This window comes from Hymenobacter puniceus (assembly GCF_014333525.1).
Classification (GTDB): domain Bacteria; phylum Bacteroidota; class Bacteroidia; order Cytophagales; family Hymenobacteraceae; genus Hymenobacter.
Genome location: NZ_JACSCX010000005.1, coordinates 343660 through 370055 on the forward strand (window position 1 = coordinate 343660; position 26396 = coordinate 370055).

Here is a 26396-nt window from a genome sequence, read left to right on the forward strand (position 1 = left end):
TGCAGACAGTTTCGTACTCTGCTTGGACCGACTGCACCTAATCCCCAAGCCCTATTCCCCAAGCCCTAACAACATGCTTCCACGCATTGGTATTTCCGTTGGCGACCTTGCCGGTATCGGCCCGGAAATCATCTATAAAACCTTCCTCGACCAGCGTCTGCTCAAGTTCTGCACGCCGGTAGTATACGGCACGGCCACGGTGCTTTTCGACGACTTTCCCGTGCCGGCCGACGGGGAGCAACTCACGTTCCGGCAGGTGCGCGAGGCTGCCGACATTGCGCCCGGCAAGCACAACGCCGTGACGTGCTGGGAAGACGACTTCCACCTCACGCCCGGCCAGCCCAGCGCCGCCAGCGGCACCGCGGCCCGCCAAAGTCTGCTCGCTGCCGCCCGCGACTTGAAAGCCGGCCTGCTCGACGCCCTCGTAACAGCGCCCATCAGCAAGGAAAACACCCAGGCCGACGACTTCCGCTATCCTGGCCATACCGAGTTCCTGACAGCCTTCTTCGACACCAAAGAGAGCCTGATGCTGCTGGCTGCCGACGGGCTGCGGGTGGCCACCGCCACCGGCCACATTCCGCTCAAAGACGTGCCCGGCCGCGTAACCAAAGAGCTGTTGAACAACAAGCTGCGCATTCTGCTCAAGTCGTTGAAGCAGGATTTCGGCATTGAAAAGCCACGCGTGGCCGTGCTGGGCCTCAACCCCCACGCCGGCGAAAACGGCCTGCTGGGCACCGAGGAGCGCGACATTGTGACGCCCGTAATCCAGCAACTGCTGCACGATGGCCACCTCGTATATGGCCCGTACCCCGCCGACGGCTACTTCGGCACCGGCCAATACCGCCAGTTCGATGCCACACTTTCCTTGTACCACGACCAAGGCCTGATTCCGTTCAAAACGCTGGCCTTCGAGCGGGGCGTGAACTTTACGGCCGGCCTGCCCGTCATCCGCACTTCGCCCGACCACGGCACCGCCTACGGCCTGGCCGGGCAGTTCAAGGCCGATGAAACGTCGTTCCGGGAGGCGCTGTACATGGCCTGCGAGCTGGTGCGCCAGCGCCAGTTGCTGGCCGGCATCAAGCCGCTGATACCCGGCCCACCATTGCGCGGTGGCCGCCACGAATAACCTTCTACTGGCTTACCTACCCGCTTGGAAGCTGCCTTCTACCTCTGTGGTAGGGGCAGCTTTTTTGTTTCTTAACTGAAACATTCTTTTCAAAATCGAAATTTTGTTTGGCCTTTCGAAACATGCACTGTAGCTTTGCAGTCTAGTCAGCCGGCTTCCGGTTGCCGTTCTGTTTTCTGCATGCTGCTTCTCACTCCGCCTGATTACCGTACTGCCCTGCGCCGACTCGACGCGCTGGTAGCCGCCGGCGTGGAAGGCAACGCGGTATTGGAAACCGAGCTGCGGGAGCTAATTGCGGCCCTCGACACCTACGAAGGCAAGCTGGGGCTGCTGCCGATTCCGAACCTGCCGACTTCATTGGCCGAGATGATTGAGTTGAAGCGCCAGCAGATGCGGCTCAAGCAGAAGGATCTGGCGCAGCTGCTGGAAGTACCGGCCGGGCGCCTCTCTCAGATTCTGAGCGGCAAGCGGCGCGTCACCCTCGACTTGGCCAAGCGGCTCTACGAGCGGCTCGGCATCCCGCCGGATTTCATCCTGAAATACGCCTGACCGCCAGCCAAGCGCCACTATCTGCTTTCAACCAGCTTTTACAAAACGGGGGAAACTTGTTACTTTTGCCCCCTGCTACTTACTAAATCGTGAAGAAGGACTCGCAATACGATCTGAATATTGCCAAGCTGGCCGACAAAACGCACCACTTTGCGTTCGAGCTGGACCGCGCCTTTTTCGAGCAGTTCGACCAGCAGCTCATTCCCGATGGCAAGCTGCACGCCGACGTGACGCTGCACAAAACCGACCGCCTGCTGACGCTCGATTTCGACATCAAAGGCACTGTGCGCCAGATCTGCGACCGGAGCCTTGATGATTACGATCAGGAAATCGACACGCAAGAGCAGCTTCTGGTGCGCTACGGCGACCGGGAGCTGGAACTCGACGACAACGTGCTGCAGATTACGGCCGATACGCAGGTGCTCCCGCTGGCCCAGCACCTGTTCGACTACATCGGGCTGGCCCTGCCCATGAAGAAGCTGCACCCGCGCTTCCAGAATGAGCCCGACGAAGACCCCGACTCCGCCACCAAGCTTATCTTCACCACTCGCCAAGACGGCGACAACGACGGGGATGACGAAGGCGACGACGATATTGACCCGCGCTGGAATGCGCTGAAAAACCTCAACTAGGCTTCGGCTTAGCTCCCTTTTCCTGATTTCAACTTTTCTTTTTTTAACTGTACCATGGCTCATCCTAAACGGCGGACCTCGTCCGCAAAACGCAACAAACGTCGCTCCCACGATAAACTGACCCCGAAAGCCGTAACGCTGTGCGCTACCACCGGCGACCTGCACCTGCGCCACAAGGCCTATGTAGTGGACGGCGACCTGTACTTGCACGGCAAAGTGGCCATCAAGGATTACGCTCCGGTAACGGCTCCGGCTGCCGCCTCCGACAACGACGAAGAATAGTCGCGTCACTGCATTTCCTGCCGACACTCCTGCCAATGGCTCCGGCTTCACCGTTTAGGTGCAGGCCGGAGCCTCGGAGTTGGCTGCAGGCTTCTCTCCCAGACTCCTCTTTGATACTCCGTACATGAAGATAGCCCTGGACGCCATGGGGGGCGATTTTGCGCCCCAGGCAGCTGTTGACGGTGCTGTGCTGGCTGCGCAACAACTGGCTGGCAAAGCCCGGATTGTGCTAATCGGCCAGGAAGATGCTGTGCGCCCATTACTGGAAAAGCATGGGGCGGCGGCGGCTGAGCTGGAGTTGGTACCCGCCTCTCAGATTATCGAGATGGGCGAACACCCGGCTAAAGCTTACCAGCAAAAGCAGGACTCCAGCATTGCTGTGGGCTACCGCATGTTGCACGAGGGCCAGATTGAGGCGTTTTGCTCGGCTGGCAACACCGGCGCTATGCTGGTAGGAGCCATGTTCAGCGTGAAGCCCGTACCCGGCGTGATGCGCCCGGCTATTGCCAACTTTGTACCCAAGCTACACGGTGGCCTGGGTATTCTGCTGGATGTGGGAGCTAACGCCGAGTGCAAGCCCGAGATGCTGGAGCAGTTTGGCGAACTGGGCTCCCTGTATGCCCATTATGTGCTTGGCATAGACAAGCCTAAAGTGGGCTTAATGAACCTGGGTGAAGAGGAAGGCAAAGGCACTTCCATCACGCAGGCAGCACATCAACTGCTGAAAGTAAATCCGCATCTGCACTTCATTGGCAATATTGAAGGCCGCGACCTGTTCAATGATAAAGCGGATGTAATTGTCTGCGATGGGTATACCGGCAATGTGATGCTAAAAATGGCCGAGTCCATTTACGACATCATGGCTGATAAGAAGATGCAGGATCCGTTTTTCGACAAGTTCAACTACGAAGCAGTCGGCGGCTCTCCTATTCTAGGCATCAATGACAACGCCATCATTGGGCACGGGGTCAGCACGCCGCTGGCTATTTGTAACATGCTGCTGCAGGGCTACCAAATGGCGCATTCCGGCATTGCCGACCAGATAAAAAACACGTTCAAGTCTTAGCGACTAAATCCGGCTCCGGCCGGATTTTTTCTTGCCGCGCTTCCCGACCTTTCTTCAATGAAAATTACCGCTGCAATTACCGGAGTGGGCTCTTATGTGCCCGATTATGTGCTTACCAATCATGAGCTCGAGAAGCTGGTAGATACCACCGACGAATGGATAACCAGCCGCACGGGCATCAAGGAGCGGCGCATTCTGAAAGGTGACAATCAGGGTACTTCGGTGATGGCCATTCAGGCAGTGCAGCAACTGCTGAAAAAAACCGGTACCAAGGCCGAGGATATTGATTTGCTGATCTGCTCGACCACCACTCCCGATCTGGTATTTCCGGCTACCGCCAACATCATCTCGGCTGCCGTCGGTACCACCAAAGCATTCAGCTTTGATATGCAGGCAGCTTGCTCAGGCTTTTTGTTTGCGCTGGCTACCGGTGCCCAGTATATCCAGACTGGCACCTACAAAAAGGTGGTGGTGGTAGGAGCCGATAAGATGTCGTCCATCATCGACTACACAGACCGCGCTAATTGCATCATTTTCGGGGATGGAGCCGGGGCCGTGCTGCTGGAACCAAACACTGACGGCTACGGCGTCCTGGACCAGGTTTTGCGCTCGGATGGCACTGGCGAGCAGTACCTGCACCAAAAAGCCGGGGGCAGCCGCCGTCCGCCGTCTTCTGAAACCGTGGCTAACCGTGAGCATTTCGTGTATCAGGAAGGCGCTACAGTTTTCAAGTTTGCTGTGACCAATATGGCCAACGTAGCTGCTCAGGTAATGGAGCGCAACCATCTCACCCACGACGATGTGGCGTGGCTGGTGCCGCACCAGGCCAATAAGCGCATCATTGATGCTACCGCCAACCGCATGGGTGTGGGCCCGGAGAAGGTGATGCTTAACATTCAGCGGTACGGCAATACCACCAACGGCACGATTCCCCTCTGCCTAGCCGACTACGAGCCCCAACTGCGCCGGGGAGACAATCTAGTGCTAGCTGCTTTTGGTGGAGGGTTCACATGGGGCTCCGTTTACCTGAAGTGGGCTTACGACCCAAAACCCGATCCGCAAACCACCTAGCATAGCGGCGCAAAAACGGAAAACCTCTATACTTGTACTCCCGTCGTGCCGCCCCACCATTACCCCGGGACGGCACTTCTTTTTTCAATTAAAAATTGAGAATTAAGAATTAATAATTGGCTCACAGCTCTCCGGCAGCTTTCTGGTCGATTGATAATGCTCAATTCTTGGCTTTTAATTCTTAATTCCTAATTCCCACTCATGGCTACCACTGCAGACTTTCGCAACGGGCTCGTTCTGAACTACAACGGCGAGTTGCACGTCATCACCGAATTCCAGCACGTGAAACCCGGCAAAGGCCCGGCCTTCGTGCGCACCAAGCTTCGCAACATCAAAACCGGCAAAATGCTCGACAATACGTTCAATGCCGGCGTGAAAGTGGAAACGGCCCGCGTAGAGCAGCGCCCCCACCAGTACCTGTACAAAGATGACTACGGCTACACGTTCATGGACAACGAGTCGTTTGAGCAGGTGGTATTGCCGGAAGCTATGGTGCCCTTTGCTGATTTGATGAAGGAAGGCCAGGTAGCCACCATCCTGTTCCATGCCGAAACCGAGCAGCCCCTCACCGCCGAGCTGCCTACCACCGTGGAACTAGTAGTGACGTACACCGAGCCCGGCCTGAAAGGCGACACCGCCACCAACACACTCAAGCCGGCTATCGTGGAAACGGGCGCCCGCATTCAGGTGCCGCTGTTCATTGATACCGATACCAAGATCCGCATCAAGACCAGTGACTACTCCTATGTCGAAAGAGTCAAGTAAGCAGCCCCTCAAGCCTTCCTCCATGAAAGCCAAAGAACTCCAGGAACTCATCGACTTCATTGCCAAGTCGGGCCTCAACAAAGTCAATATTGAAACCGAGGAATTTAAAATCTCGGTTCAGCGCGAGCCCAACACCCGCCAGGTGATGAGCGTAGCCACTCCGGCGCCGCAGGCAGCACCCGCCGCTGCCCCCGCCCCAGTGGCAGCAGCCCCCGTGGCCGCCGCCCCCGCCCCAGTAGCTGCTGCCCCGGCCCCGGCCGAAGGTGCCAACCTGGTACCGCTAAAATCCCCGATGATTGGCACGTTCTACCGCAGCAGCGGCCCAGAATCGCCCGCCTTCATTCAGGTAGGCGACTTGGTAGAGAAAGGCCAGGTGATTTGCATCATCGAAGCCATGAAGCTCTTCAACGAAATTGAAGCCGAGCAGAGTGGCCGCGTGGTGAAAGCCCTGGTGGAAAACGCCTCGCCGGTGGAGTACGACCAGCCGCTGTTCTTGATTGAGCCGATGTAATTGGTTGGGGTCTTAGGGTCTTGGGGACTTGGGGTTTTGGTTTCTCCGGAAACTGATGCTCAGGCCACAAGACTCTTTTTCTTTTCCAAGACCCCAAGTCCCTAAGAACCTAAGACCCATGTTTAAGAAAATACTGATTGCCAACCGGGGCGAAATTGCGTTGCGCATTATCCGCACCTGTAAGGAAATGGGCATCAAAACGGTGGCCGTATACTCTACCGCCGACAAGGAAAGCCTGCACGTGCGCTTTGCCGATGAGGCCGTGTGTATCGGGCCGCCGGCTTCGTCGCAGAGCTACCTGAGCATCCCGACGCTGATTGCCGCCGCTGAAATCACCAACGCCGACGCCATTCACCCAGGCTATGGTTTTCTGAGTGAAAACGCCGAATTCTCGCGCGTGTGCCACGAAAACGGCATCAAGTTCATCGGCGCCTCGCCCGAGATGATCAACCAGATGGGCGACAAGGCTTCGGCCAAAGCCACGATGATCAAGGCTGGGGTGCCCTGCATTCCGGGCTCGGTGGGCTTGCTAGAGTCAGTAGAGCAGGGAAAGAAGATTGCCGCCAAAATCAAGTATCCGGTGATCCTGAAGGCTACGGCCGGTGGCGGTGGGCGCGGCATGCGCATCATCAACACCGAAGACGAGTTCGAGAAAGCCTGGAACGACGCCCGCACCGAGTCGAAGGCGGCCTTCGGCAACGATGGTATGTACCTAGAAAAGTTTGTGGTGGAGCCCCGCCACATCGAAATCCAGATCTGTGGTGACCAGTTTGGGCACGTATGCCACCTCTCGGAGCGCGACTGCAGCATTCAGCGCCGCCACCAGAAACTGGTAGAGGAAGCTCCCTCGCCGTTCATGACCGACGAGCTGCGCGAGAAGATGGGCGCGGCGGCTGTTGCCGGCGCATCAGCTATCGGCTACGAAGGCGTGGGCACGATTGAGTTCCTGGTAGATGCCAACCGTGACTTCTACTTCATGGAGATGAACACCCGAATTCAGGTGGAGCATCCCGTGACAGAGGAAATCATCAACTACGACCTTATCAAGGAGCAAATTAAGGTGGCAGCGGGTATCCCGATTTCGGGCCAGAACTACTACCCACGCATGCACGCCATGGAGTGCCGCATCAACGCTGAAGACCCAACTAAAGATTTCCGCCCTTCCCCCGGCAAAATCACGACGCTGCACATCCCCGGCGGCCACGGGGTGCGTGTAGACACGCACGTGTATGCCGGCTACCAGATTCCGTCGAACTACGACTCGATGATTGCCAAGCTCATCACCGTGGCCCAGACCCGCGAGGAGTGCATCGTGAAGATGAAGCGCGCCCTCAGCGAGTTTGTGGTGGAAGGCGTAAAAACCACGATTCCGTTCCACTTGAAGCTGATGGACAACGCCGACTTCAAGGCCGGTAACTTCACCACGAAGTTTTTGGAAACGTCGTTTGACTTCTCGGAGCTGTAGGTTCAACCAGCTTTTCAGTTTTATTCCAACGCCCGGTTTGCTTTGCAAGCCGGGCGTTTTTGTGTACTACAATCCTCAGATAAGGCAACACAGCACTAGCCTTGATCAATATAGTATTATTACAAGCATGCCACAAAGTACGCAAATCAATGCAGCATGGCTTGCCTGCCTTAGAACAGCATATTTAGAATATTAGCCCAAATTATGCACGCAAAATCACTGAGCTTCAATTGAATAATTTTTATAAATCTGGTAGTATTGCTTCGTTCTTTCTTACCACAACCAACTCCCACTTTTATGAGAAAAATGAACGCGCTGGCCCTCTGGGGGCTGGCTGCCGCAGGACTGCTTGCGCAAGCCTGTACCAAAGATGCCGTACAGCCCATAGCAGCCCCAAGCGCCGTGCCGACTACGCAGGATGCTGTGGTTACCAATGGCGTGATGATGCAGGCCTTCTATTGGGATGTGCCCATCAGCAATACGCAGGGTACCTGGTGGCAGGTGCTGGGCTCTAAGGCCGCCGAACTTAAGGCTGCTGGTATTACGGCCCTGTGGCTGCCCCCAGCGTACAAGGGCGGCAGCCAGAGTGACGTGGGCTACGGCGTGTATGACCGCTACGACCTAGGCGAATTCAACCAGAAAGGCACTGTAGCCACGCGCTATGGCACCATCGGACAGCTGCAGACTGCTATTGGGGCGATGAAGGGCCAGGGCTTGCAAGTGTACGAGGACATCGTGATGAACCACATGGCCTGGGCCGACGCGCAGGAAAACGTGAATGGCAACCTGGTGTACACCAAGTTCAACTTCCCCGGCCGCGGCAACACCCACAGCAGCTACAAGTGGGGCTTCAACAACTTCACCGGTACGCAGCAGGCCCCCAACAACGGCTGGTACCAGTGGAAAAGCTGGGACTTCCAGCCCTACGCCAACAACGACGCCTACGACAACCTGCTGGGCTCGGAAATCCAGTACAACAACAACGCGGCCAACCAGACCGAAACCATCAACTGGGGTAACTGGATTACCACCAAGATGAGCCTTGACGGCTACCGCCTCGACGCGACCAAGCACATTTACACGCCCTACGTAAACCAGTGGCTGGATGCGGTGAAAACCAACGGCCGCTTTGCCGTGAGTGAGGCCTGGTTCCGCAACCTGCAGGACCTGAAAAACTACGCTGCCGCAACCGGGGGCCGCACTAGTCTCTTCGACGTACCGCTGCACTACACCTTCCAGGATATGAGCAACGGCAACGGCAGCTGGGATATGCGCGGGCTGCAGTTTGCGGGCTTCACCGAGTCGAACCCAACGCTGTCGGTGAGCTTCGTGGATAACCACGACACCGACCACCCTGGCGCTCTGTACTCGCCCGTTACCAACCTCAAGATGCTGGCCTACGCCTATATCCTGACCCGCGCCAACGGCTACCCCTGCGTGTTCTACAAGGACTACTATAACTACGGCCTCGGAAACCAGATCAAAACCCTGAACGGCATTCGCCAGGCCAACGCCTACGGTGCCGCGGCCGAGTACACCAGCGTAAACGACGCCGACGTGTACGCCTACTCCCGCGCTGGCGACACCTCACACAAAGGCCTGCTCCTGCTGCTTAACGATGGTGGCTCGGCCCGCACCAAGACCATCACCACGCCCTTCAAGAGCGCCACGCTGACCGACAAAACCGGTAACAACACCAGCACTGTGACCACCGATGCCAACGGCGCGGGCAACTTCCCAGTGAATGCCCGCAGCTACTCGGTGTGGGTACCAAGCGGCACCGTCACGACGCCTCCCTCCACCACTACCACGGCCGTTTCGTTTAATGTGACGTACAGCGGCACCGTCTCGGGGCAGGATGTGTATGTGCTGGGCAGCACCGCCCAGCTCGGCGCCTGGAACACGGCCAACGCCATCAAGCTCAGCGGCGCTAGCTATCCGGTGTGGAAAGGCACCATCAACCTGACTAGCGGCACCAGCGTGCAGTACAAATACATCCGCAAGGATGCGGCCGGCAACGTACTCTACGAAGGCGGCTCTAACCGCACCTTCACGCCTACCGGCACCACTCAGACGCGCACCGAAACCTGGCAGTAAACTGGTTTCGATGACCTAAAAAAGAAGAAGGCCGGCTAAGTAGCCGGCCTTCTTCTTTTCCGGAAGCCTTACTCGGCTGGGTTGCCGTGTTCAATTTCGTACACCAGCTCCCCGTACCAGTCCGCGCCGTACTTACGAATCAGCGGCTCCTTTAGGAACTGATAGACGCGCACGCCCAGGTTGGCGCCAAAGCTGCAGGCGGGGGAGCAAATGCTCCACCGGTCGTAATTCAGGGCCTCGAAGCCATCATACTTAGTGATGCGGATGGGGTACAGGTGGCAGCTAATGGGCTTTTTGAACGAGGTAGCCCCAGCCAGGTAGGCCTGCTCGATGCCGCATTTGAGGATGCCCCGCTCATCGTAGAGGGCGTAGGCGCACTCCCGGTCGTTGATGGTGGTGGTGCTGTAGTCGCCCTCCCAGTCTTTGATGTAAAGGCCCTGCGCCTCGATGGCCTGCTGGCCGGCCTCGGTGAGGAAGGGCTTGATGGCGGCGTATTCCTGCTCCAGGATGGCCAGCTCGGCCTCTTCCAGCGGCGCGCCTAGGTCGCCTTCCACGCAGCAGGCACCTTTGCAGGCTTCGAGGTTACAAACGAAAAAATTATCCCGAACGTCGTCGGAAATCAGGGTATTCTGAATCTGAATCATGGTAATGGGGTTCCGCCGCACATGCCGACGATTCTGCAGCGGAGTCAAAGGGAAGCCCCAATCAACGGTAGAACCGTCGGGGCCCGCGGCTGGAAATCGGAGATGCAAAGATACCCGCTTTTACCCCAGTTGCCACAGCACTTGTTCTGTCAGCTCGCATTGGCGGGTGTGAGCGTACGTGGCCAAGGCTTCGGCCTGACCCGCCGCGCCCAGCCGCGCTGCCAGGCCGGGTTGCGTTAGCAGCCGTTCTACGCACACCGCAAACGAAGCCACATTGCGCAGCTCAAACAGCAGACCGGTGCGGTTGTCGGCTAGCAACTCCCGGGTACCGCCCGTGGCCGCGCCTACCACCGGCCGGCCGGCCGCCATAGCCTCAATGGTCACCATGCCGTAGGTTTCGTTGGTAGAGGCCGTCACGGAAATGTCGAGGGCACGGTAGGCCACTTCGGGTCGGGGCGTGAAGCCGCGCAGGTGCACTACGTCGGTCAGGCCCAGCTCTTGGATGCGGCGAAGCAGCGTGTCATAGTAGTTGGTGCCTTCGTTGCGGGTGGGCTCCCCTACCAGCAGCAGGTGCAACTGCGCAAACCGGGGCCGCAGCTGCGCCAGCGCCTCCACCAGAAAATCCTGGCCCTTGCCATCATCAAACCGCCCGATGAGGCCGAGCAGCACAACCCCGGCGGGCAGTTCCAAACGCAGCTGGCGGCGGGCTTCGAGGGTGGTAAGCTGCTCATCCATGAACTTATCCAGCTCTACGCCCAGCGGCACCACATGCAGCTTTTCGGGAGCCAGCCGGGTTTTTTCCAATACCTGCCGGGCCAGGCTGGGCAGCGGAGACAGCCAGGCCGCCAGGGCATTATAGCGCAACGTGTGTACCAGCCCGCGCTTGTTCAGGCCCAGCTGCATGTGCTGCTGATACACCAATGGCATATCGGGACGAAACAGCCCCTTACTGAGTACGGCCACGCCCAAATCGGCATTGCGGGTGACAATGACGGCGCGGGTGCCGAACTGCGCCCAACCCAGCGCCAGCCGGCGGGCGGCGGCCACGTCGAGGGCTTTCCAGCGGTTTTCAAGCGCCACTAGCCGCAAGCTCATTTCCTGGGCTCGTAGTGCCAGCGGCGAACCGGCGCGCGTAATCAGCTGCACTGGCCAGCCCCGCTGCTGCATCCAGCCGGCAAACCGGGCCGTATTCAGCTCCAGCCCGCCCCAGCTATCCGAAAGGCAGAGAATAGACAGCGGAAATACGGTGGGCGCAGTAGCAGGATTCATAGCGCGAAGATACGGGCGGGCCTTCTACCAGCCCGAAACCACTTGGTTTCGCCCACTGAGGCGGCCTCGCGACCTAAAAACGAGTAGCGCGAAGCCCGGGCACCACCTCATTGCTCCGCCTGCGAGTAGCGCAAACTTTGTAGTTCGCGCTACTCGCGCTGTTGCAGTAACTGTCGTTCCGGGACGCGAATTACAAAGTTCGCGCTACTGTGCCACTGAGCCTCTCAGCTCACTGCCTGGCATCCAGGGGCGCGAACTAAAAGTTCGCGCTACCTGCGCTATAACCGGCCGCCCTACATTTCCTTCCCCCGCCTCAAAGCCCTACCTTTGCTAACAAGCCAACCGGCTTAGTTTCCGATTCTGACTTACCACGCATGGGACTCGATTATCACTCGTTACTGAACCCCTCGCAGGCGGCCGCCGTGATGCAAATCGAAGGCCCCTGCATGATTATAGCCGGTGCGGGCTCGGGCAAAACCCGGGTGCTCACCTACCGCATTGCCAACCTGCTCGAGCAAGGCGTCGACCCGTTTAATGTACTGGCCCTCACTTTCACTAACAAGGCGGCCAAGGAAATGCGCGCCCGGATTGAGAAGGTGGTGGGCCCAAACGCCAAAAACCTGTGGATGGGCACCTTCCACAGCATCTTCGCCCGTATCCTGCGCTCCGAGGCCGATAAGATGGGCTACCCGCGCTCCTTCACCATCTACGACACGCAGGACAGCAAAACCCTCATCGGCCAGATTCTCAAGGAAATGGAGCTCGATGACAAGCTCTACAAGCCCAACATGGTGCTGGGGCGCATTTCGTCGGCCAAGAACAAGCTGATTTCGGTGCAGCAGTACGTCAACGACCCCGTCATCCGGCAGGACGACGAGGCGGCGCTGCGGCCCAAGCTGGGTGCCATCTACCAGCAATACGCGGCCCGTTGCTTCAAGGCCGGCGCCATGGACTTCGACGACCTGCTCTACCAGACTAACGTGCTGTTCCGGGAACACCCGGACGTGCTGAACAAGTACCAGAATATGTTCCGCTACGTGATGGTGGACGAGTACCAGGACACCAACTACTCGCAGTACCTGATTGCACGCAAGCTGGCGGCCAAGGAGCGCAACATCTGCGTGGTCGGCGACGATGCCCAGAGCATCTATGCCTTCCGGGGCGCTGATATTCAGAATATTCTGAATTTTGAAAAGGACTACCCGGAGCTGCAGGTGTTCAAGCTGGAGCAGAACTACCGCTCTACCAAGAACATTGTATGGGCGGCCAACTCGGTCATCAAAAACAACCAGGCCCAGCTGCGCAAAGACGTTTTTTCCGACAACGAGGAAGGCCCGCTGATTGAAGTGCTGAAGGCTGCCTCCGACAACGAGGAAGGCAAGCTGGTGGCTCAGAGCATCTACGAGGACAAGATGAACCAGCATCTGTCGTACGACGATTTTGCCATCCTGTACCGCACCAACGCCCAGAGCCGGGCCATGGAGGAATCGTTGCGCAAGCTCAACATCAAGTACAAGATTGTTGGTGGCCTGAGCTTCTACCAGCGCAAGGAAATCAAGGACTTGGTGGCCTACCTGCGGCTCACGGTGAACCCCAACGACGAGCAGGCGCTGCGCCGCGTTATCAACTACCCCAAGCGCGGTATCGGCGACACCACCATTGCCAAGCTCATCAACGCAGCCGAAGAAAGCAACCACACCATCTGGGAAGTGGTGGCCAACGCCGACCAGTTTCTGCCGGCCCGCGCCGCCAACCCGATTGTAGACTTTGCCGAGAAAATTAAAGCCTACACGGCCATAGCAGCAAAGGAAGACGCTTTCGAGGCCGCCAAGTTCATTGCCAAAAACTCCGGCATGATCGAGGAACTGTATGCGGATAAAAGCATCGAGGGCCTGAGCCGCTACGAGAACATCCAGGAACTGCTGAATGGCGTGAAGGCTTTCGTGGAAGACCCCGAGCGGGACGAAAAGACACTGGGCGCTTTCCTGCAGGACATTGCTCTCGTGACAGACGCCGACACCAAAGATGCCCAGGCCGAGGGCGAGCAGGTGACCATGATGACGATTCACTCGGCTAAGGGCCTGGAATTCCGTAACGTCTACATTGTGGGCATGGAGGAAAACCTGTTCCCGAGCCAGATGATGATTACCTCCCGCGCCGATTTGGAGGAGGAACGCCGCCTGTTCTACGTAGCCATCACCCGCGCCGAGAAAAAGCTCACGCTCAGCTACGCCACCTCCCGCTACCAGTGGGGCAACCTGCGTAGCTGCGAGAAAAGCCGCTTCCTCGACGAAATTGACCCCAAGTTCGTGGACTTTAAGTACTCGGCCGGCCCCGGGCCCGACCGCGCCGGGCCGGGCGAGTCGCCGTTTGGGCACGTGTTTGAGCGCCGTTCCAACCTGATTCCGCCGGCGCCGCGTAAGACCACAGCCACCAAGTACGTGGCACCGGCCGATTTCGTACCTTCCGACACCAGCAACCTACAGACCGGCCAGCGCGTCGAGCATCCCAAGTTCGGATTCGGCCAAGTAACCAAGCTGGAAACCGTTCAGGGCTCCACGAAAGCCATCATCACCTTCGACGAAGTGGGTGAGAAGACGTTATTGTTGAGTTTTGCGAAATTGCGCGTGCTAAGCTAGTTGTTGTTCGGTGCGCCGGGAGTAGCCTGTCCTAGCTGTCTAGCCCCCACCGCTGTTTCGCTTTGCGCGGAACAACTTCCTATTTTTGCACTGCCGCCAACCCAAGCTGGCGCTTATTCCCTTCGAATGCCTCTTCCTATCCTACATAAACACGAGCTGCTTCAGCGCGAGTACGGCCAAACCACTTTCCAACTCATTCAGGGCCTGCGCGAAGTGGAAGACAAAACCGAGCGCACGCGCCGCGCCACGCAGATTGTGCAACTGATTTTCCGGCTGCAGCCTAGTTTGCGCGACCAGCCCAATTCGCAGGAAAAAGTCTGGAACCACCTCTATGAGATGGCCGATGAAGACCTGGACATCGACGCGCCTTTCCAGTTGAAAGGGCTGAAGGAACTGCACCAGCATCCCAAACCCCTCGCCTACCCCGAGAAAAGCCTGAAGCTGCGCGCCTATGGCCGCGGCGTGGAGCTGATGGTGGAAAAGGCCCTGACGCTGGCAGACCCTACGGAGCGCGAGCAGGCCACCATCACCATCGGCCGCACGATGAAGTTCCTGTACCGCTCGCACAACAAGGAAAACGCAAAGGACGTCACGATCCTCAAGCACCTAAAGGACCTGTCTGGCGGCCAGCTCACTCTCGACCCAGCAATTGTGGAGGCCCAGAGCTTGTTTGAAATGGCCACAGCTCCGGCTGGTGCGGCCGGTGGTGGCCGCCCAGTACCATTTATTGTACCCCAGCCCCGCCAGGAGCGCGAAGGCCGCCGCGGGGGCAATGGTGGCAACGGCAACCGCCGCGACAAGCAGCGGCGGGGCGGCAAGAAAGGCCGCCAGGAACCTCAACAGCCTCCGCAGTAACCACGAAGCGGCAAACGGCAGGCTACCACTTGCCAGCTTGCTACTTCATTTCTTTATCAACCCTACATCAGCTCGCAGCTTGTAGCTTACGGCTTGCAGCTTACTTAACACATGGCTTCATTTGAAGTAATCGGCGGCCATCCGCTAAAAGGCGAAATCGTACCACAAGGCGCCAAAAACGAAGCCCTGCAGATATTGTGCGCGGTGTTGCTCACACCCGAGCCCGTCACGATTTCTAACATCCCCGATATCCGCGACGTCAATAAGTTGATTGAGTTGCTGCGCGATATGGGCGTGAAAGTGGGCAAGCTGGCCTCCGACACCTACCGGTTTCAGGCCGATGCCGTGAACCTGGACTACTTGGACACGCCGGAGTTTGTGGCACAGGCCGGCGCGTTGCGCGGGTCCGTCATGATTCTGGGACCCATGCTGGCCCGTTTCGGCAAGTGCCAGTTGCCCAAGCCCGGCGGCGACAAAATCGGCCGGCGCCCCATGGATACGCACTTTTTAGGCCTTGAGAAGTTGGGCGGCAAGCTCACCTTGGAGGGCACCGATTTCTACCGCATCAAAGCTGAAAATGGCTTGCATGGTGCCTACATGATGCTAGATGAGGCCTCCGTGACGGGCACCGCCAATATTGTCATGGCGGCCGTACTGGCTCAGGGGACCACCACTATCTACAATGCTGCCTGTGAGCCCTATCTGCAGCAGTTGTGCAAGATGCTGGTGCGCATGGGCGCTATCATCAACGGCATCGGCTCCAACCTGCTCACGATTGAGGGCGTGCAGAGCCTCGGCGGCACCGACCACCGCATGCTCCCCGACATGATTGAAATCGGTTCCTTCATTGGTCTGGCGGCCATGACGGGCTCGGAAATCACCATCAAGGACTGCCAGATTCCCGAGTTGGGCATCATTCCCGACACGTTCCGCAAGCTGGGCATCAAGCTGGAATTCCGTGGCGACGATATTCATATTCCGGCGCAGGAACACTACGAAATTGCCACTTATCTCGACGGCTCCATCCTGACTGTATCGGACCACACCTGGCCTGGTTTCACGCCCGACCTGCTCAGCATTGTGCTGGTAGTGGCAACGCAGGCCAAAGGCACGGTGCTGATTCACCAGAAGATGTTCGAGTCGCGCCTGTTCTTTGTGGACAAGCTGATTGACATGGGCGCGCAGGTGATTCTCTGCGACCCGCACCGCGCCACGGTTATCGGCCTGGACCAGCGCCAGAAGCTGCGCGGCATCACCATGACCTCACCCGATATCCGGGCGGGCGTGGCGCTGCTGATTGCGGCCCTCTCGGCGGATGGGCGCAGTGTAATTGAGAATGTCGAGCAGATTGACCGCGGCTACCAGTACATCGACCAGCGCCTCACGGCTCTCGGCGCCCAGATTCGCCGACTGTAATACCGTTGGGTGCCTTAACTACAATCGGCCCTGCTGCGCTTCACTGGTGCGGCAGGGCCGATTGTATTAGAGGTTCTTTAGATTCAACTGGTGCTTTGTGTCTGCATATACGCCTTGACAGGCGCTACCAGCAGCGGCAATATGATTTTAATGGCGGCCCTTTCCTCTGCTGTCCAGTGGCGCGGAGTGCTAAACAGGCAGGGCTGCAGGATGCCCCACAACTGGCCCTCCTCGGTGATGTGCGCGTGAATCAGGGCGCGGTGCCCAAATGTTTCGTGTTCAAAAGCGCGGTTAAGTACGGTTGGAGGAGCCGTTTCCACGTCCTCTACAAACACGGAGGGCTGCACCGACAGCGCTGCCCGAAACAGCGGATCTTGTTGCGGCAGCTCCGTGGTATCGTCCTGCCAATCGTGAATAGGATTCGGAATATCGTTGGTGCGGCGCCAGCACAGCGCAATTCGGCCCCGGCCTACGGCGGGGTCCCGCACATACAAGAAGCACCGGTCAGCATCTAGGAATGTCCCAACTAATTCCAGTGCGTGCAGGAGCCCTGCCTGTGGGTCCGAAGCTGTATGCAATGCCTGCTCTACAGCAGAAAGCAAGGTAGTGGTCATAGCTGACTGGTGAGGAAAGAGTGGATGGCATAAAAAAACCCCGGCAGCACAAGCAGCCGGGGTTGTCTACGTTAGGGCAGCGCAGTCGTTAGTCTACCACCATATCCACGATGGACGTCACGACGGACAGCACAATGCTGAAGAGCAGCGCGTACAGGAAATTGTCGACGGCAAAACCCGGAAGCAGCGCATCGGCAATCATCACAATGGCCGCATTGATAACCAGCAGAAACAAACCCAACGTCAGCACTGTAATCGGGAAGCCCAACAGCTTGAGAATTGGCTTGAGAACAGCATTGAGCACGGCCAGCACGACTACCAGCAGAATGGCGTCGCTGAAGCCATTGATGTGCGAGCCGGGTAGAAACTTTGCCAGCACATAGGTGATGATGGCCGTGAGCAGGAACTTAAGAATGAAGCCTATCATAGGAAAGTGTGGGGTAAAAAGGGAAAAAGGAGAGAAAATCTGGTCGGTGTACGCACTGCCCTCAAAAAAGATAAGCTCAGCGCTATACTTCCCTCTTGCTCTTCAACTCTCCTATCCCCGATTACTTGTCAGCGCCCCGGTCCTGCAGGCGCCCCTGCGACACGCCCATCCAGTTGGCCATGCTGTAGAGCAGGCGGGCACCCACAATGGCATTCCACTCGGTGTCGCCGGGAGCCACCTCGTTCAGGTCACAGCCAATAATTGTGCGGCCCGAGCGGACGACAGTCCGAATTAGGTAGAGTGCTTCCTCAAATTCTAAGCCGCCGGGCACAGGCGTGCCAGTGCCGGGGCACAATTTGGGGTCCAGGCCATCAATATCGAAGCTCAGGTATACTTTCTGAGGCAGCTGGGCAATGATTTTACCGCATACTTTCTTCCACGACTTCTTGGCAAAACGCTCGTCGCTCAGGAACCGGTTGTGGAACATAGTGATGCGCCCTTTACTCTGCTCCACCATTTCAGCTTCCTGCTGGCACAAGTCGCGGATGCCAACCTGCACCAGCTTTTTCACTTGAGGCAGCTTGAGCGCATTGTACATAATGGAGGCATGCGAAAACTCGAAGCCCTCGTAGGCCGGGCGCAGGTCGCAGTGCGCATCAATCTGCAGGATACCAAACTCTTCGTGGCGCTCAGCCAGGGCGTGCAGATAGCCCAGTGGCGTGCTATGGTCGCCACCCAATAGAACCACGCCTTTACCGGCATCGAGGTAAGCACCAGTTTTCTGCTTGAGGTACTGTAGCAGTGCTTCGCCGCGTTGGTTGATGTGGGCTGGCGCCGTGGAATACTTGGCGTGGCTGGACTCCGGCTCGCCCTCTTCCAGCCACCCGATATAGGCTTCGGCCTTCGGGCGCAGCTCCTGGCTTTCAGCTGCCACCTTTTCATCGTCATTTTCCATAGCCAGGCCCATGCGCCATGCCTCCGGCAGGTCCGGATCGTAGAGGTCCACCTGCAGCGAGGCGTCGCGGATGGCAGCCGGGCCTTCGGCGGTGCCGGCGCGGTACGATACCGTTACTTCCCACGGTACGGGCACCACCACCACCTGGGCTTCTTCTACAGTAAAGGGCAAGCCATATACCCCACCCTGCGAATCGCCGAGGGCATTGGGGTCGAAAGTGGCAAGTTTTCTTTCAAGACTGGTTGACGTTGGCTGGGCCATAGGGCAAGGAAAACAGGAAAAGATGGTCAAAAATAAAAAACCACTCCGTAAAGGCCGCCGGACGGCTACCTACGGAGTGGCTATAGAGTACATTTTGGAATGCCGCTAAGCGGGCGTGCCGCCCAGGAAGTCGTACGTGCGAATGATTTCCAGAATTTTCTCGAACGTCGGTCGGTCGAAGAACAGCATGAGCGGCAGTTCCACCGAGTTGTCTTTATCAGAAAACTGGGTGATAACCGAGAAAATCATGGGCTGCACTGAGGGATGGGTTTCCAGTAGATTATGTAACGACTCAGCAATGTCGCCGTGCGGAGCCGACGGCGGCGCCCCATAGATTTTGGCCTTTAGAATATTGGCCAGCTGTGTGACCAGCGCTCCGGTAATGATGTTACTGATTTCCAGCAGCAACGACTCCTGCATTTCATCAATACTGATGGAGGCAGAGGTGTTCATGCGCAGGCACACCTTGGAAAGCCGCTGAATATGCTGGCCGGAGAAGAACATCAGCGTGGTGCCATTGAAGTCACCCCGGATATCGGACAGAATAGGCACGTTGACTCTCTGTATATCCCGCACCATCTCCAGCACACCGTCGCCAGACACCAGATCAAGGCTGGGAACTTCCAGCAGTACCTTTTCCTGAGCTATTATCGCAAACGAGTCGGCTGCGCGGGCCAGTCCTATGTTCAGAATCTCGCGGACAACGTCGCGCTCCATCTCTGTCATGTGCAAGTCCATATGATTCAATCAGTTGGCCAAAGTAAACCGAGGAGCGGCTGCTTCGGAATCAGCATTACGTATTTTCATACTCGTCGGGCTAGAAACAGACGAGTTAAAGCTGGAACGTCCAGCACCAGGCACACCTGTCCACTGCCGAGCAGCGTAACGCCGCCAAACAGTTCGATGGTATCTAGGGGTTTGCTCATGGGCTTGATAACGATGTTCTGCTGACGCAGAAACCGGTCAACGATCAGGCCCAGTTTGCGGTTATTGTAGGCGATGATGATGATGTCCTGGCGGCCCACCAACTCGGTGCGCGAGGCCATGGGCAGCGGCCCGTCGCTGGCGTGCAGCAAACGGCGTAAACTCACAACCGGAATGTTTTCGCCCTGTACCTGCGCCATCAGCACTCCACCCACCACATTCAGCACCTCCGGCATCAACGACACAACCGAGTCGGTGTGCATGAGCGGAATAGCATAATTGCGGTTATCCAGTTGAAATAGCAGCGCGCCTTTTACAGCAATAGAAGTAGGCAGCACCAGCGTGAACGTGGTACCTTTTCCGAGCACAGAATCTACCCGCAGCTGCCCGCCCAGCGAATCAATAGCCAGCTTTACGACGTCGAGGCCCACACCTCGGCCGGAAATCTCGGTTACCTCTTTCGCCATCGAGAAGCCTGGCTCGAACAAGAATGCCCGCACGGCATCGGCATCCAGCTGCCGGGCGGCTTCTTTGCTCACTAAACCACGTTCTATAGCCTTGCGCCGCACGCTCTCTACATCGATTCCACGGCCATCATCTGCTACCTGAATCAGCACATCGTCGCGCTCAGTCTGCGCCGAGAGCACCAGATTACCCTGTGCGGGCTTACCGGCCTTTACGCGGTCAGCGGGCGTTTCCAGGCCATGGCCAATGGCATTGCGCACCAAGTGCAGCAGCGCATCGGTGATGATTTGCAGAATGTTGCGGTCAATCTGGATATCCTGTCCGCTGAGTGTCAACTCCACCTGCTTTTGTTCGGTAGTGGCCACGTCGCGCACCACGCGCGGAAACTTGTTCAGCAGTGAGCCCACGTTCACCAACCGCGCATCCATTACGGAGTACTGTAGCTCGTCGGTGATACGGAACAGGTGAGCGGCTGTGCTTTGCAATGCCGGATGCCCGATTTCCTGGCTTAATGTCAGAATTCGGTCCCGGTCAATGATCAGCTCCCCTACCAGGTTTAACAGGTGGTCCAGCTTTTTAATCTGAATATAGACCAGATCAGACAGTTCCAGCTTGCGGTTGGCATCTTCCTCATCCAGATCTTCTTCGGCCAGAATGGGTTCCTGTCCTTCAACCAGACGGGCCAAGTTTTCCAGCAGCGCCGTGCTGTCGGGCATAATCGACTCATCCTCTACCGCCCGGATCATGGTGCTAAGCACATCGACACCGGTAAAGAGCACCGTAGCCAGACTGCCACTGAATTCCCGCTCCTTGCTGCGAATCAGGCCGAAGATGGTTTCCATGTTATGGGCCACCTCCCCAATCTGCACAAACCCCATAGCCCGTGAATTGGACTTAAGGTTGTGCATGAGCCGGAATAGCTCGTTGAGCGCCTGCTGATCCTGCGGGTTGCGCTCTAATTCACTGATATGGCGGCTCATGCCGTCATAGGCCTCCAGGGCCTCAGCCATGTACATTTCCCGGTACTCCTGCTCGCGTGATTTCATAAGCTAGAAAGCGCGAGCGGGAATAAGAGCGGGCTGCCGTTCCGGGGCCACAGCCTGCCGGAATAGAGCGGCGTGCCGCCCGATGGCAGTTGGTAACTCATGTAGCGGCAGCACAGCATTGGCCCATCCTGCCTGAATCACTGACTTGGGCATTGAGAACATGGCGGATGAAGCTTCATCCTGCGCTAGTACCGTGCCACCACACTGCCGGATGGCCTGAGCACCCAGGGTACCGTCGTGTCCTAAGCCAGTGAGCACCACCCCCAGCACATTGCGGCCTACCGTACAGGCTGCTGACCGCATCAGCAGATCCAAGGAAGGCTCATCGCCGGAGGGGCCGGCTTCATTGGTTAGCTCCAGCTTCCAAACCCGCCAGGGGCTATTGGCAGCACTGACCAGACTGTTGACGCCACCAGGAGCCACTACAATCTGCCCGGGCTGCAACATGATGCCTGCATGCCCAGCTATTACCGGTAAAGTAGTAGCCCGCCGCAAACGGCTGACAAAGGAAGTCAGGAAAGCGGCCGGCAAATGGATTGCTACCAATACGGCGCAAGTCAGATTAGCGGGCAAGGACCGTACGAGTTGTTCCGCCGCTAAGGTGCCTCCCGTAGAGCCCCCAATCACCACCAGCCCGGTAGCAATGCCGGGGACAGATGCAGAAGCGGTTGGTAGCGCGGCAATGCGTGGTTGGGCTGGCAATGCCTGCCGCACCTTGTGCAATATATCAGCTGCCCACAGCGGATGATTGGAGTCGGGTTGAAAATAGCTGTACACTCCCCACGCAGCCACCTCACGCAGCATGCCCGGCAACGGAACCGTTTCAGCAAACAGCAACACCGGAATGCTGGCCGATCGGCGTAGCTGCTCAATATCCCGCAGTTGGTCCTGTGCCACAATAATCAGGCTCGGCCGCAACCGACGCGCGGAAGCTAGCAGATCTGAGGTACTTCCTCCACCCACTATCTGCCAGCCGGGCTGGCCCTGGAACAGACGTGCCAGCCGCAGCCGTAGCGCGGTGGGCAGGTTGCCTAGCAGAATGGAAAAGGAAAGAGAACGATTGGGCACGGAAAGGAAACTAAGCAGATAGGTTTCCGGCGACAGCAGTGCGTTGCCGGTCCCTATCAAAAAAGGCGGTAATCAGATTATTCGGCAGTCTGCAATGCAGTGCTTACAATTTCCAGTACCTTCTCCTCTGAGAAAGGCTTTACGATATAAGCCGAAGCACCACTTTCCAGTGCTTCCGTTACAATCACCTCTTGCCCCACCGCGCTGCACATTACCACTTTCACGTCCGGGTCGTTCAGGCGGATACCTTTAAGCACATCCAGTCCGGTATTATCGGGTAAGATTACGTCTAGCGTGATAAGGTCGGGTTTGGTGGCGGCCGCCATTTCAAGTGCTTGCTGGCCGTTGGCAGCCTCTCCTACTACTTCGTAGCCAGCATCAGTAAGCATGTTCTTGAGCATCGTGCGCATGTAGAAAGAGTCGTCGACGATGAGAATGCGGTTTTTCATAAGAAGCAATTCAGAATGCGGGAGAATGAGGGTTGAAGGGGAAAACCGAGCTTTGTACGGCTAGGCGCCAGCAAAGATGTTAGCGTGCCTGCAGCTGCATAATTTCCGTAGGCGTAAGCAGCTTCATCATGTCGAGCACGATGATTATACGGCCGTCGGCCTTTACAATTCCCTCAATGTACTTGTCGTTGATGTTGATGTCCTGAATGAATTCAGGGGCTTTTTCGATGCTGGAAGCCGGGATTGACAACGGCGTAGGCACTTCGCGCACCACAATCCCGATGGTGTAGTCTTTGGCCTCAATAGCCAGCGTGTAGGAAAGTGCTGGCAGTTCTTCCTCGTAGCTGCGCAAGCCAAAGCGCTGTTCCAAGTCGATGATGGCAATAATGTCGCCGCGCAGGTTGGCAATACCCTTCACAAAAGGCGGCGTCTTGGGCATACGCGCAATTTCGGGAGTTAGTGTGACCTCCTTTACCTGCTCGATACGCAAGCCATACTCTTCGCTTCCGAGTCGGAAAACAATCAGCTGGATGATGGTATCGAGCTTTGATGACTTTTTATCAGTGGCTTGTTCAGCTTCGGCCATATGGCAATGATATTCCGCTTCTGGGCTGACCTCCTTGGCGAAAGTCAGCCCTTTCGGGAGTTAACAGTTCAACTGGCTATTTCGCTTGCTTTTTGCTGCGCACCCGGGTAGGTTTTGCGGCAGCAGCATTCTCCTGAGTTTTGCCGGCAGCAGGTTCGGTAACGGCGGCTTCAATCTTGCGGTTAGTAGCCTTACGGCTACGCTGTGCTTCTGCCTGCTCGGCATTAGTTTGCGTACGCACCGGGGCTGGCGCCGCCACCGTAGCCCGGGCGTCGCCGCGACGGGTGGTAGTCAGCGGGCGGCTGGCCACTGCCTGAGCGTGCGCTGCATCTGTGGCCGCGTCGGCACGGCGGGCCGTAGCCCGGTCGCGTTCCGGCGTGGCAGAGGCTGGGAGTTGCGCCACGCGGCGCGTTCGGCGACGGATTGGTTCGGGCTCAGGCTCGGGCTCGATTTCCTCCAGCAGCTGGAAGTTAGACAAGCCCAGTTGCAGGTCGTCGGCAATGTCAGTAAGGCGCTGGCTGGAAACGGTCAGCTCGTGCATGCTTGACGAGAGCTGCTTGGCAGTGCCGGCCACTTGCTGCGTGCCCGAGGCCGTCTGTTCGGCAATGGCTACCACTTCTTCCACGTACTTCACCACGTCGCCAATCGACGTTTTCTGAATCTCGGTGGCGGTAAGGATGTCGCGGGAGGTGCGCAGGGTTTCGCCCGAGCTGGTGGCAATGTTCTTAAAAGCCGAGCTGGCCTCGAAGGTGGCATTTTTTCCTTTCAGTACCCGGCCTTCCATGGTGCTGATAGCAGTAGCGGCCGAGGTAGTATCCTTTTTCACGTCGTCTACCAGCGTACCGATTTCCGAGGCCGAGCGGCGGGAGCCTTCGGCCAGCTTGCGGATTTCTTCGGCTACTACCGCGAAACCTCGGCCGGCTTCCCCGGCGCGGGCGGCCTCAATGGCAGCGTTCAGGGCCAGCAGGTTGGTTTGCGAGGCAATATCAGTTATTACGCCCAGCGACTTGCTGATGTCCTGCGAGCGGGCCGAGAGTACTTCGATGGTTTTGGCCGTTTGGGCAGCTGCCGCCGAAATCTCCTCCATGTTTTTTACCACTTCCGCCACGGTCTTGAGGCCGAGCTGTGAGGTTTGCTCACCCAGGATAGCCGCTTTGATACCGACATCGGCTTTGCCAGCGGTTTCTTTGGTGGCCTGCATGATTTCTTCGATCAGCTTGAAGGCCTGATCGGTCTTGAGAGCCTGATTCTGGGCGCCTTCGGCCATCTGCTGCATGGCCAGGGCCACGTCAACTGTCACCCGGCTCATCTCCTGCCCTTTCGCCGCCATTTCTTCCGAGGAAGTTCCTACTACCTGCGACGACTCGTTGATTTCGGCCAGCAGATCGTTGAGGTTGTCCACGGCGAGGTTCAAGGCGTCGGCCATCGACTTGATGTCGCCGGCTGTCTGAATTTCCACTTGCTGCGTCAGGTCACCTTCGGAAATGGCCCGCACCACGCGGCTCACTTCCAGTACCGGCGAGGCAATGGATTCGAGCAGGTCGTTGAGCGTATCCACGATTTCCTTCCACGAGCCCGACACACCGCCTACTGTGGCGCGCTCGGTCAGCTTGCCTTCTACACCGGCCACTTTGGCCACGCGGCTTACTTCCTGCGCCAAGCGGTTCAGGTCGTCCACCATGCGGTTGATGGTGTCGGCCAGCTCGGCCACTTCGCCTTTGGCTTCCAGCGTCAGCTTCTGGGTCAGGTCACCCTGCGATACGCCGGTTACTACCTTGCCAATGCCCCGCACCTGCGTGGTGAGGTTGGTGGCCATGGTATTTACGTTGTCGGTGAGGTCTTTCCACACGCCGCTCACGTTCGGTACGTCGGCCTGGCCGCCGAGTTTGCCCTCTGTGCCTACTTCCTGCGCTACGCGGGTTACCTCGCCGGCGAATATGTTGAGCGAGTCCACCATCCGGTTGATGTTGTCCTTGAGGTCGAGCAGCTCGCCTTTTACATCTACCGACACCTTCTGGCTTAGGTCGCCGCGGGCTACGGCGGTGGTTACGTTGGCAATGTCGCGCACCTGGCTGGTGAGCGAGGCCGCCATGAAGTTTACGTTGTCGGTCAGGTCTTTCCAGGTGCCGCGCACGTTCGGCACGTCAGCTTGGCCGCCGAGCTTGCCTTCGGTGCCTACTTCGCGGGCCACGCGGGTTACTTCGTCGCCGAACGTGTTCAGCGAGTCCACCATCTGGTTGATGTTTTCCTTGAGCTGCAACAACTCCCCACGGACGTTTACTGTCACTTTCTGCGACAAGTCGCCTTTGGCTACGGCCGTAGCCACGTTGGCAATGTCCCGCACCTGAGAGGTCAGGTTCGAGGCCATGGTGTTTACGTTGTCGGTGAGGTCTTTCCAAGTGCCGCTCACGTTCGGCACCGACGCCTGGCCGCCCAGAATACCTTCGGTGCCTACTTCGCGGGCCACGCGGGTTACTTCGCCGGCGAAGATGTTGAGCGAGTCCACCATCTGGTTGAGGATGTTCTTGAGGTCGAGAATCTCGCCTTTTACATCCACGGTCATCTTCTGGGTGAGGTCACCTTTGGCTACGGCGCTGGCTACGTTGGCAATGTCCCGCACCTGAGAAGTCAGGTTCGAGGCCATATAGTTTACGTTGTCGGTCAAATCTTTCCAGGTACCCGATACACGCGGTACGCTGGCTTGGCCGCCGAGCTTGCCTTCGGTGCCTACTTCGCGGGCCACGCGGGTTACTTCGTCGCCGAAGATGTTGAGCGAGTCCACCATCTGATTGAGGATGTTCTTCAGCTCCAGGATTTCTCCTTTCACATCTACCGCCATTTTCTGGCTCAAGTCACCACGGGCTACGGCCGTGGCCACGTTGGCAATGTCTCGTACCTGCAGAGTCAGGTTCGAGGCCATATAGTTTACGTTGTCGGTCAGCTCCTTCCACACGCCGGCTACGTTCGGCACGTCGGCCTGGCCGCCGAGCTTGCCTTCGGTACCTACTTCCAGTGCCACGCGAGTCACTTCGCCGGCAAACAGGTTGAGCGAGTCCACCATCTGGTTCAGGTTCTGCTTCAACTGCAGCAGCTCGCCCTTTACATCGACCGTAATCTTCTGCGACAAGTCGCCCTTGGCTACGGCCGTGGCTACGTTGGCAATGTCTCGTACCTGCAGAGTCAGGTTCGAGGCCATGTTGTTTACGTTGTCGGT

The 26396-nt window shown here is 57.7% G+C and carries 24 protein-coding genes; 13 read left to right on the forward strand and 11 right to left on the reverse strand.

Going from position 1 to position 26396, the window contains the following annotated elements:
* Positions 1-73: 73 nt before the first annotated feature.
* From pdxA to H8B14_RS15870, 10 genes are all read left to right on the forward strand, one after another.
* Positions 74-1126, forward strand: a complete 1053-nt coding sequence (pdxA, locus tag H8B14_RS15825) for a 4-hydroxythreonine-4-phosphate dehydrogenase PdxA (protein WP_187316627.1) — start codon at positions 74-76, stop codon at positions 1124-1126.
* Positions 1127-1306: 180 nt separating this feature from the next.
* The gene (locus tag H8B14_RS15830) at positions 1307-1675 is read left to right on the forward strand and encodes a helix-turn-helix domain-containing protein (protein ID WP_187316628.1); all 369 of its coding nucleotides are present in this window, start codon (positions 1307-1309) and stop codon (positions 1673-1675) included.
* Between the two features lie 89 nt (positions 1676-1764).
* Complete coding sequence (locus tag H8B14_RS15835) at positions 1765-2307, forward strand: YceD family protein (protein ID WP_187316629.1); 543 nt, start codon at positions 1765-1767, stop codon at positions 2305-2307.
* A gap of 54 nt (positions 2308-2361) precedes the next feature.
* Positions 2362-2589, forward strand: coding sequence for a 50S ribosomal protein L32 (gene rpmF, locus H8B14_RS15840; RefSeq protein ID WP_187316630.1), 228 nt, complete (start codon positions 2362-2364; stop codon positions 2587-2589).
* A gap of 124 nt (positions 2590-2713) precedes the next feature.
* Positions 2714-3655, forward strand: a complete 942-nt coding sequence (gene plsX / locus H8B14_RS15845) for a phosphate acyltransferase PlsX (protein ID WP_187316631.1) — start codon at positions 2714-2716, stop codon at positions 3653-3655.
* Positions 3656-3712: 57 nt separating this feature from the next.
* A complete protein-coding gene (locus H8B14_RS15850; protein ID WP_187316632.1) occupies positions 3713-4726 on the forward strand; it encodes a beta-ketoacyl-ACP synthase III in 1014 nt (337 codons plus the stop codon).
* A gap of 201 nt (positions 4727-4927) precedes the next feature.
* Positions 4928-5491, forward strand: coding sequence for an elongation factor P (gene efp / locus H8B14_RS15855; RefSeq protein ID WP_187316633.1), 564 nt, complete (start codon positions 4928-4930; stop codon positions 5489-5491).
* Positions 5492-5513: 22 nt separating this feature from the next.
* On the forward strand, positions 5514-6002 hold the full coding sequence (gene accB / locus H8B14_RS15860; RefSeq protein ID WP_187316634.1) for an acetyl-CoA carboxylase biotin carboxyl carrier protein: 489 nt from the start codon (positions 5514-5516) through the stop codon (positions 6000-6002).
* A 118-nt stretch (positions 6003-6120) separates the two neighbouring features.
* On the forward strand, positions 6121-7467 hold the full coding sequence (gene accC / locus H8B14_RS15865) for an acetyl-CoA carboxylase biotin carboxylase subunit (protein ID WP_187316635.1): 1347 nt from the start codon (positions 6121-6123) through the stop codon (positions 7465-7467).
* 297 nt (positions 7468-7764) lie between these two features.
* Positions 7765-9564 (forward strand): alpha-amylase, encoded by a 1800-nt coding sequence (locus H8B14_RS15870; RefSeq protein WP_187316636.1) that lies wholly within the window; start codon positions 7765-7767, stop codon positions 9562-9564.
* A 68-nt stretch (positions 9565-9632) separates the two neighbouring features.
* On the opposite strand, the gene H8B14_RS15875 is transcribed toward H8B14_RS15870, so the two are convergent.
* Entirely contained in the window at positions 9633-10208 is a 576-nt protein-coding gene (locus H8B14_RS15875; RefSeq protein WP_187316637.1) for a DUF3109 family protein, read from the reverse strand.
* Positions 10209-10328: 120 nt separating this feature from the next.
* Positions 10329-11477 (reverse strand): glycosyltransferase family 4 protein, encoded by a 1149-nt coding sequence (locus tag H8B14_RS15880; RefSeq protein ID WP_187316638.1) that lies wholly within the window; start codon positions 11475-11477, stop codon positions 10329-10331.
* Between the two features lie 374 nt (positions 11478-11851).
* On the opposite strand from H8B14_RS15880, the gene H8B14_RS15885 reads away from it, so the two are divergent.
* The 3 genes from H8B14_RS15885 to murA all read left to right on the forward strand — a co-directional run bounded on the left by H8B14_RS15885 (position 11852) and on the right by murA (position 16387).
* Positions 11852-14116: an ATP-dependent helicase gene (locus H8B14_RS15885; protein ID WP_187316639.1), complete on the forward strand. Its 2265-nt coding sequence runs from the start codon at positions 11852-11854 to the stop codon at positions 14114-14116.
* 126 nt (positions 14117-14242) lie between these two features.
* On the forward strand, positions 14243-14971 hold the full coding sequence (locus H8B14_RS15890; RefSeq protein ID WP_187316640.1) for a DUF4290 domain-containing protein: 729 nt from the start codon (positions 14243-14245) through the stop codon (positions 14969-14971).
* 111 nt (positions 14972-15082) lie between these two features.
* Complete coding sequence (gene murA, locus H8B14_RS15895) at positions 15083-16387, forward strand: UDP-N-acetylglucosamine 1-carboxyvinyltransferase (RefSeq protein ID WP_187316641.1); 1305 nt, start codon at positions 15083-15085, stop codon at positions 16385-16387.
* 83 nt (positions 16388-16470) lie between these two features.
* Here murA and H8B14_RS15900 read toward each other — a convergent pair whose 3' ends face one another.
* The 9 genes from H8B14_RS15900 to H8B14_RS15940 all read right to left on the reverse strand — a co-directional run.
* On the reverse strand, positions 16471-17001 hold the full coding sequence (locus H8B14_RS15900; protein ID WP_187316642.1) for a GAF domain-containing protein: 531 nt from the start codon (positions 16999-17001) through the stop codon (positions 16471-16473).
* A gap of 88 nt (positions 17002-17089) precedes the next feature.
* A complete protein-coding gene (locus tag H8B14_RS15905) occupies positions 17090-17428 on the reverse strand; it encodes a phage holin family protein (protein WP_222840619.1) in 339 nt (112 codons plus the stop codon).
* A 121-nt stretch (positions 17429-17549) separates the two neighbouring features.
* Positions 17550-18644, reverse strand: a complete 1095-nt coding sequence (locus H8B14_RS15910; protein WP_187316643.1) for an agmatinase family protein — start codon at positions 18642-18644, stop codon at positions 17550-17552.
* A 105-nt stretch (positions 18645-18749) separates the two neighbouring features.
* Positions 18750-19382 (reverse strand): chemotaxis protein CheC, encoded by a 633-nt coding sequence (locus tag H8B14_RS15915; protein ID WP_261990044.1) that lies wholly within the window; start codon positions 19380-19382, stop codon positions 18750-18752.
* Positions 19383-19447: 65 nt separating this feature from the next.
* Positions 19448-21079: a chemotaxis protein CheA gene (locus H8B14_RS15920; protein WP_187316644.1), complete on the reverse strand. Its 1632-nt coding sequence runs from the start codon at positions 21077-21079 to the stop codon at positions 19448-19450.
* A gap of 3 nt (positions 21080-21082) precedes the next feature.
* Positions 21083-22147 carry a chemotaxis protein CheB gene (locus tag H8B14_RS15925; protein ID WP_187316645.1) on the reverse strand — a complete coding sequence of 355 codons (1065 nt, stop codon included), beginning with the start codon at positions 22145-22147 and terminating at the stop codon, positions 21083-21085.
* 77 nt (positions 22148-22224) lie between these two features.
* Positions 22225-22596 carry a response regulator gene (locus H8B14_RS15930; protein WP_187316646.1) on the reverse strand — a complete coding sequence of 124 codons (372 nt, stop codon included), beginning with the start codon at positions 22594-22596 and terminating at the stop codon, positions 22225-22227.
* 79 nt (positions 22597-22675) lie between these two features.
* Positions 22676-23182, reverse strand: a complete 507-nt coding sequence (locus H8B14_RS15935) for a chemotaxis protein CheW (RefSeq protein WP_187316647.1) — start codon at positions 23180-23182, stop codon at positions 22676-22678.
* 76 nt (positions 23183-23258) lie between these two features.
* A partial coding sequence (locus H8B14_RS15940) for a HAMP domain-containing protein (protein ID WP_261990045.1) occupies positions 23259-26396 on the reverse strand: 3138 nt, incomplete at its 5' end.

Bases quoted from the DNA above. Each gene is read 5' to 3' on its own strand.
- pdxA (WP_187316627.1), top strand. From the start codon at position 74: ATGCTTCCACGCATTGGTATTTCCGTTGGCGACCTTGCCGGTATCGGC.
- H8B14_RS15830 (WP_187316628.1), top strand. From the start codon at position 1,307: ATGCTGCTTCTCACTCCGCCTGATTACCGTACTGCCCTGCGCCGACTC.
- rpmF (WP_187316630.1), top strand. From the start codon at position 2,362: ATGGCTCATCCTAAACGGCGGACCTCGTCCGCAAAACGCAACAAACGT.
- plsX (WP_187316631.1), top strand. From the start codon at position 2,714: ATGAAGATAGCCCTGGACGCCATGGGGGGCGATTTTGCGCCCCAGGCA.
- H8B14_RS15850 (WP_187316632.1), top strand. From the start codon at position 3,713: ATGAAAATTACCGCTGCAATTACCGGAGTGGGCTCTTATGTGCCCGAT.
- efp (WP_187316633.1), top strand. From the start codon at position 4,928: ATGGCTACCACTGCAGACTTTCGCAACGGGCTCGTTCTGAACTACAAC.
- accB (WP_187316634.1), top strand. From the start codon at position 5,514: ATGAAAGCCAAAGAACTCCAGGAACTCATCGACTTCATTGCCAAGTCG.
- accC (WP_187316635.1), top strand. From the start codon at position 6,121: ATGTTTAAGAAAATACTGATTGCCAACCGGGGCGAAATTGCGTTGCGC.
- H8B14_RS15870 (WP_187316636.1), top strand. From the start codon at position 7,765: ATGAGAAAAATGAACGCGCTGGCCCTCTGGGGGCTGGCTGCCGCAGGA.
- H8B14_RS15875 (WP_187316637.1), bottom strand. From the start codon at position 10,208: ATGATTCAGATTCAGAATACCCTGATTTCCGACGACGTTCGGGATAAT.
- H8B14_RS15880 (WP_187316638.1), bottom strand. From the start codon at position 11,477: ATGAATCCTGCTACTGCGCCCACCGTATTTCCGCTGTCTATTCTCTGC.
- H8B14_RS15885 (WP_187316639.1), top strand. From the start codon at position 11,852: ATGGGACTCGATTATCACTCGTTACTGAACCCCTCGCAGGCGGCCGCC.
- H8B14_RS15890 (WP_187316640.1), top strand. From the start codon at position 14,243: ATGCCTCTTCCTATCCTACATAAACACGAGCTGCTTCAGCGCGAGTAC.
- murA (WP_187316641.1), top strand. From the start codon at position 15,083: ATGGCTTCATTTGAAGTAATCGGCGGCCATCCGCTAAAAGGCGAAATC.
- H8B14_RS15900 (WP_187316642.1), bottom strand. From the start codon at position 17,001: ATGACCACTACCTTGCTTTCTGCTGTAGAGCAGGCATTGCATACAGCT.
- H8B14_RS15905 (WP_222840619.1), bottom strand. From the start codon at position 17,428: ATGATAGGCTTCATTCTTAAGTTCCTGCTCACGGCCATCATCACCTAT.
- H8B14_RS15910 (WP_187316643.1), bottom strand. From the start codon at position 18,644: ATGGCCCAGCCAACGTCAACCAGTCTTGAAAGAAAACTTGCCACTTTC.
- H8B14_RS15915 (WP_261990044.1), bottom strand. From the start codon at position 19,382: ATGGACTTGCACATGACAGAGATGGAGCGCGACGTTGTCCGCGAGATT.
- H8B14_RS15920 (WP_187316644.1), bottom strand. From the start codon at position 21,079: ATGAAATCACGCGAGCAGGAGTACCGGGAAATGTACATGGCTGAGGCC.
- H8B14_RS15930 (WP_187316646.1), bottom strand. From the start codon at position 22,596: ATGAAAAACCGCATTCTCATCGTCGACGACTCTTTCTACATGCGCACG.
- H8B14_RS15935 (WP_187316647.1), bottom strand. From the start codon at position 23,182: ATGGCCGAAGCTGAACAAGCCACTGATAAAAAGTCATCAAAGCTCGAT.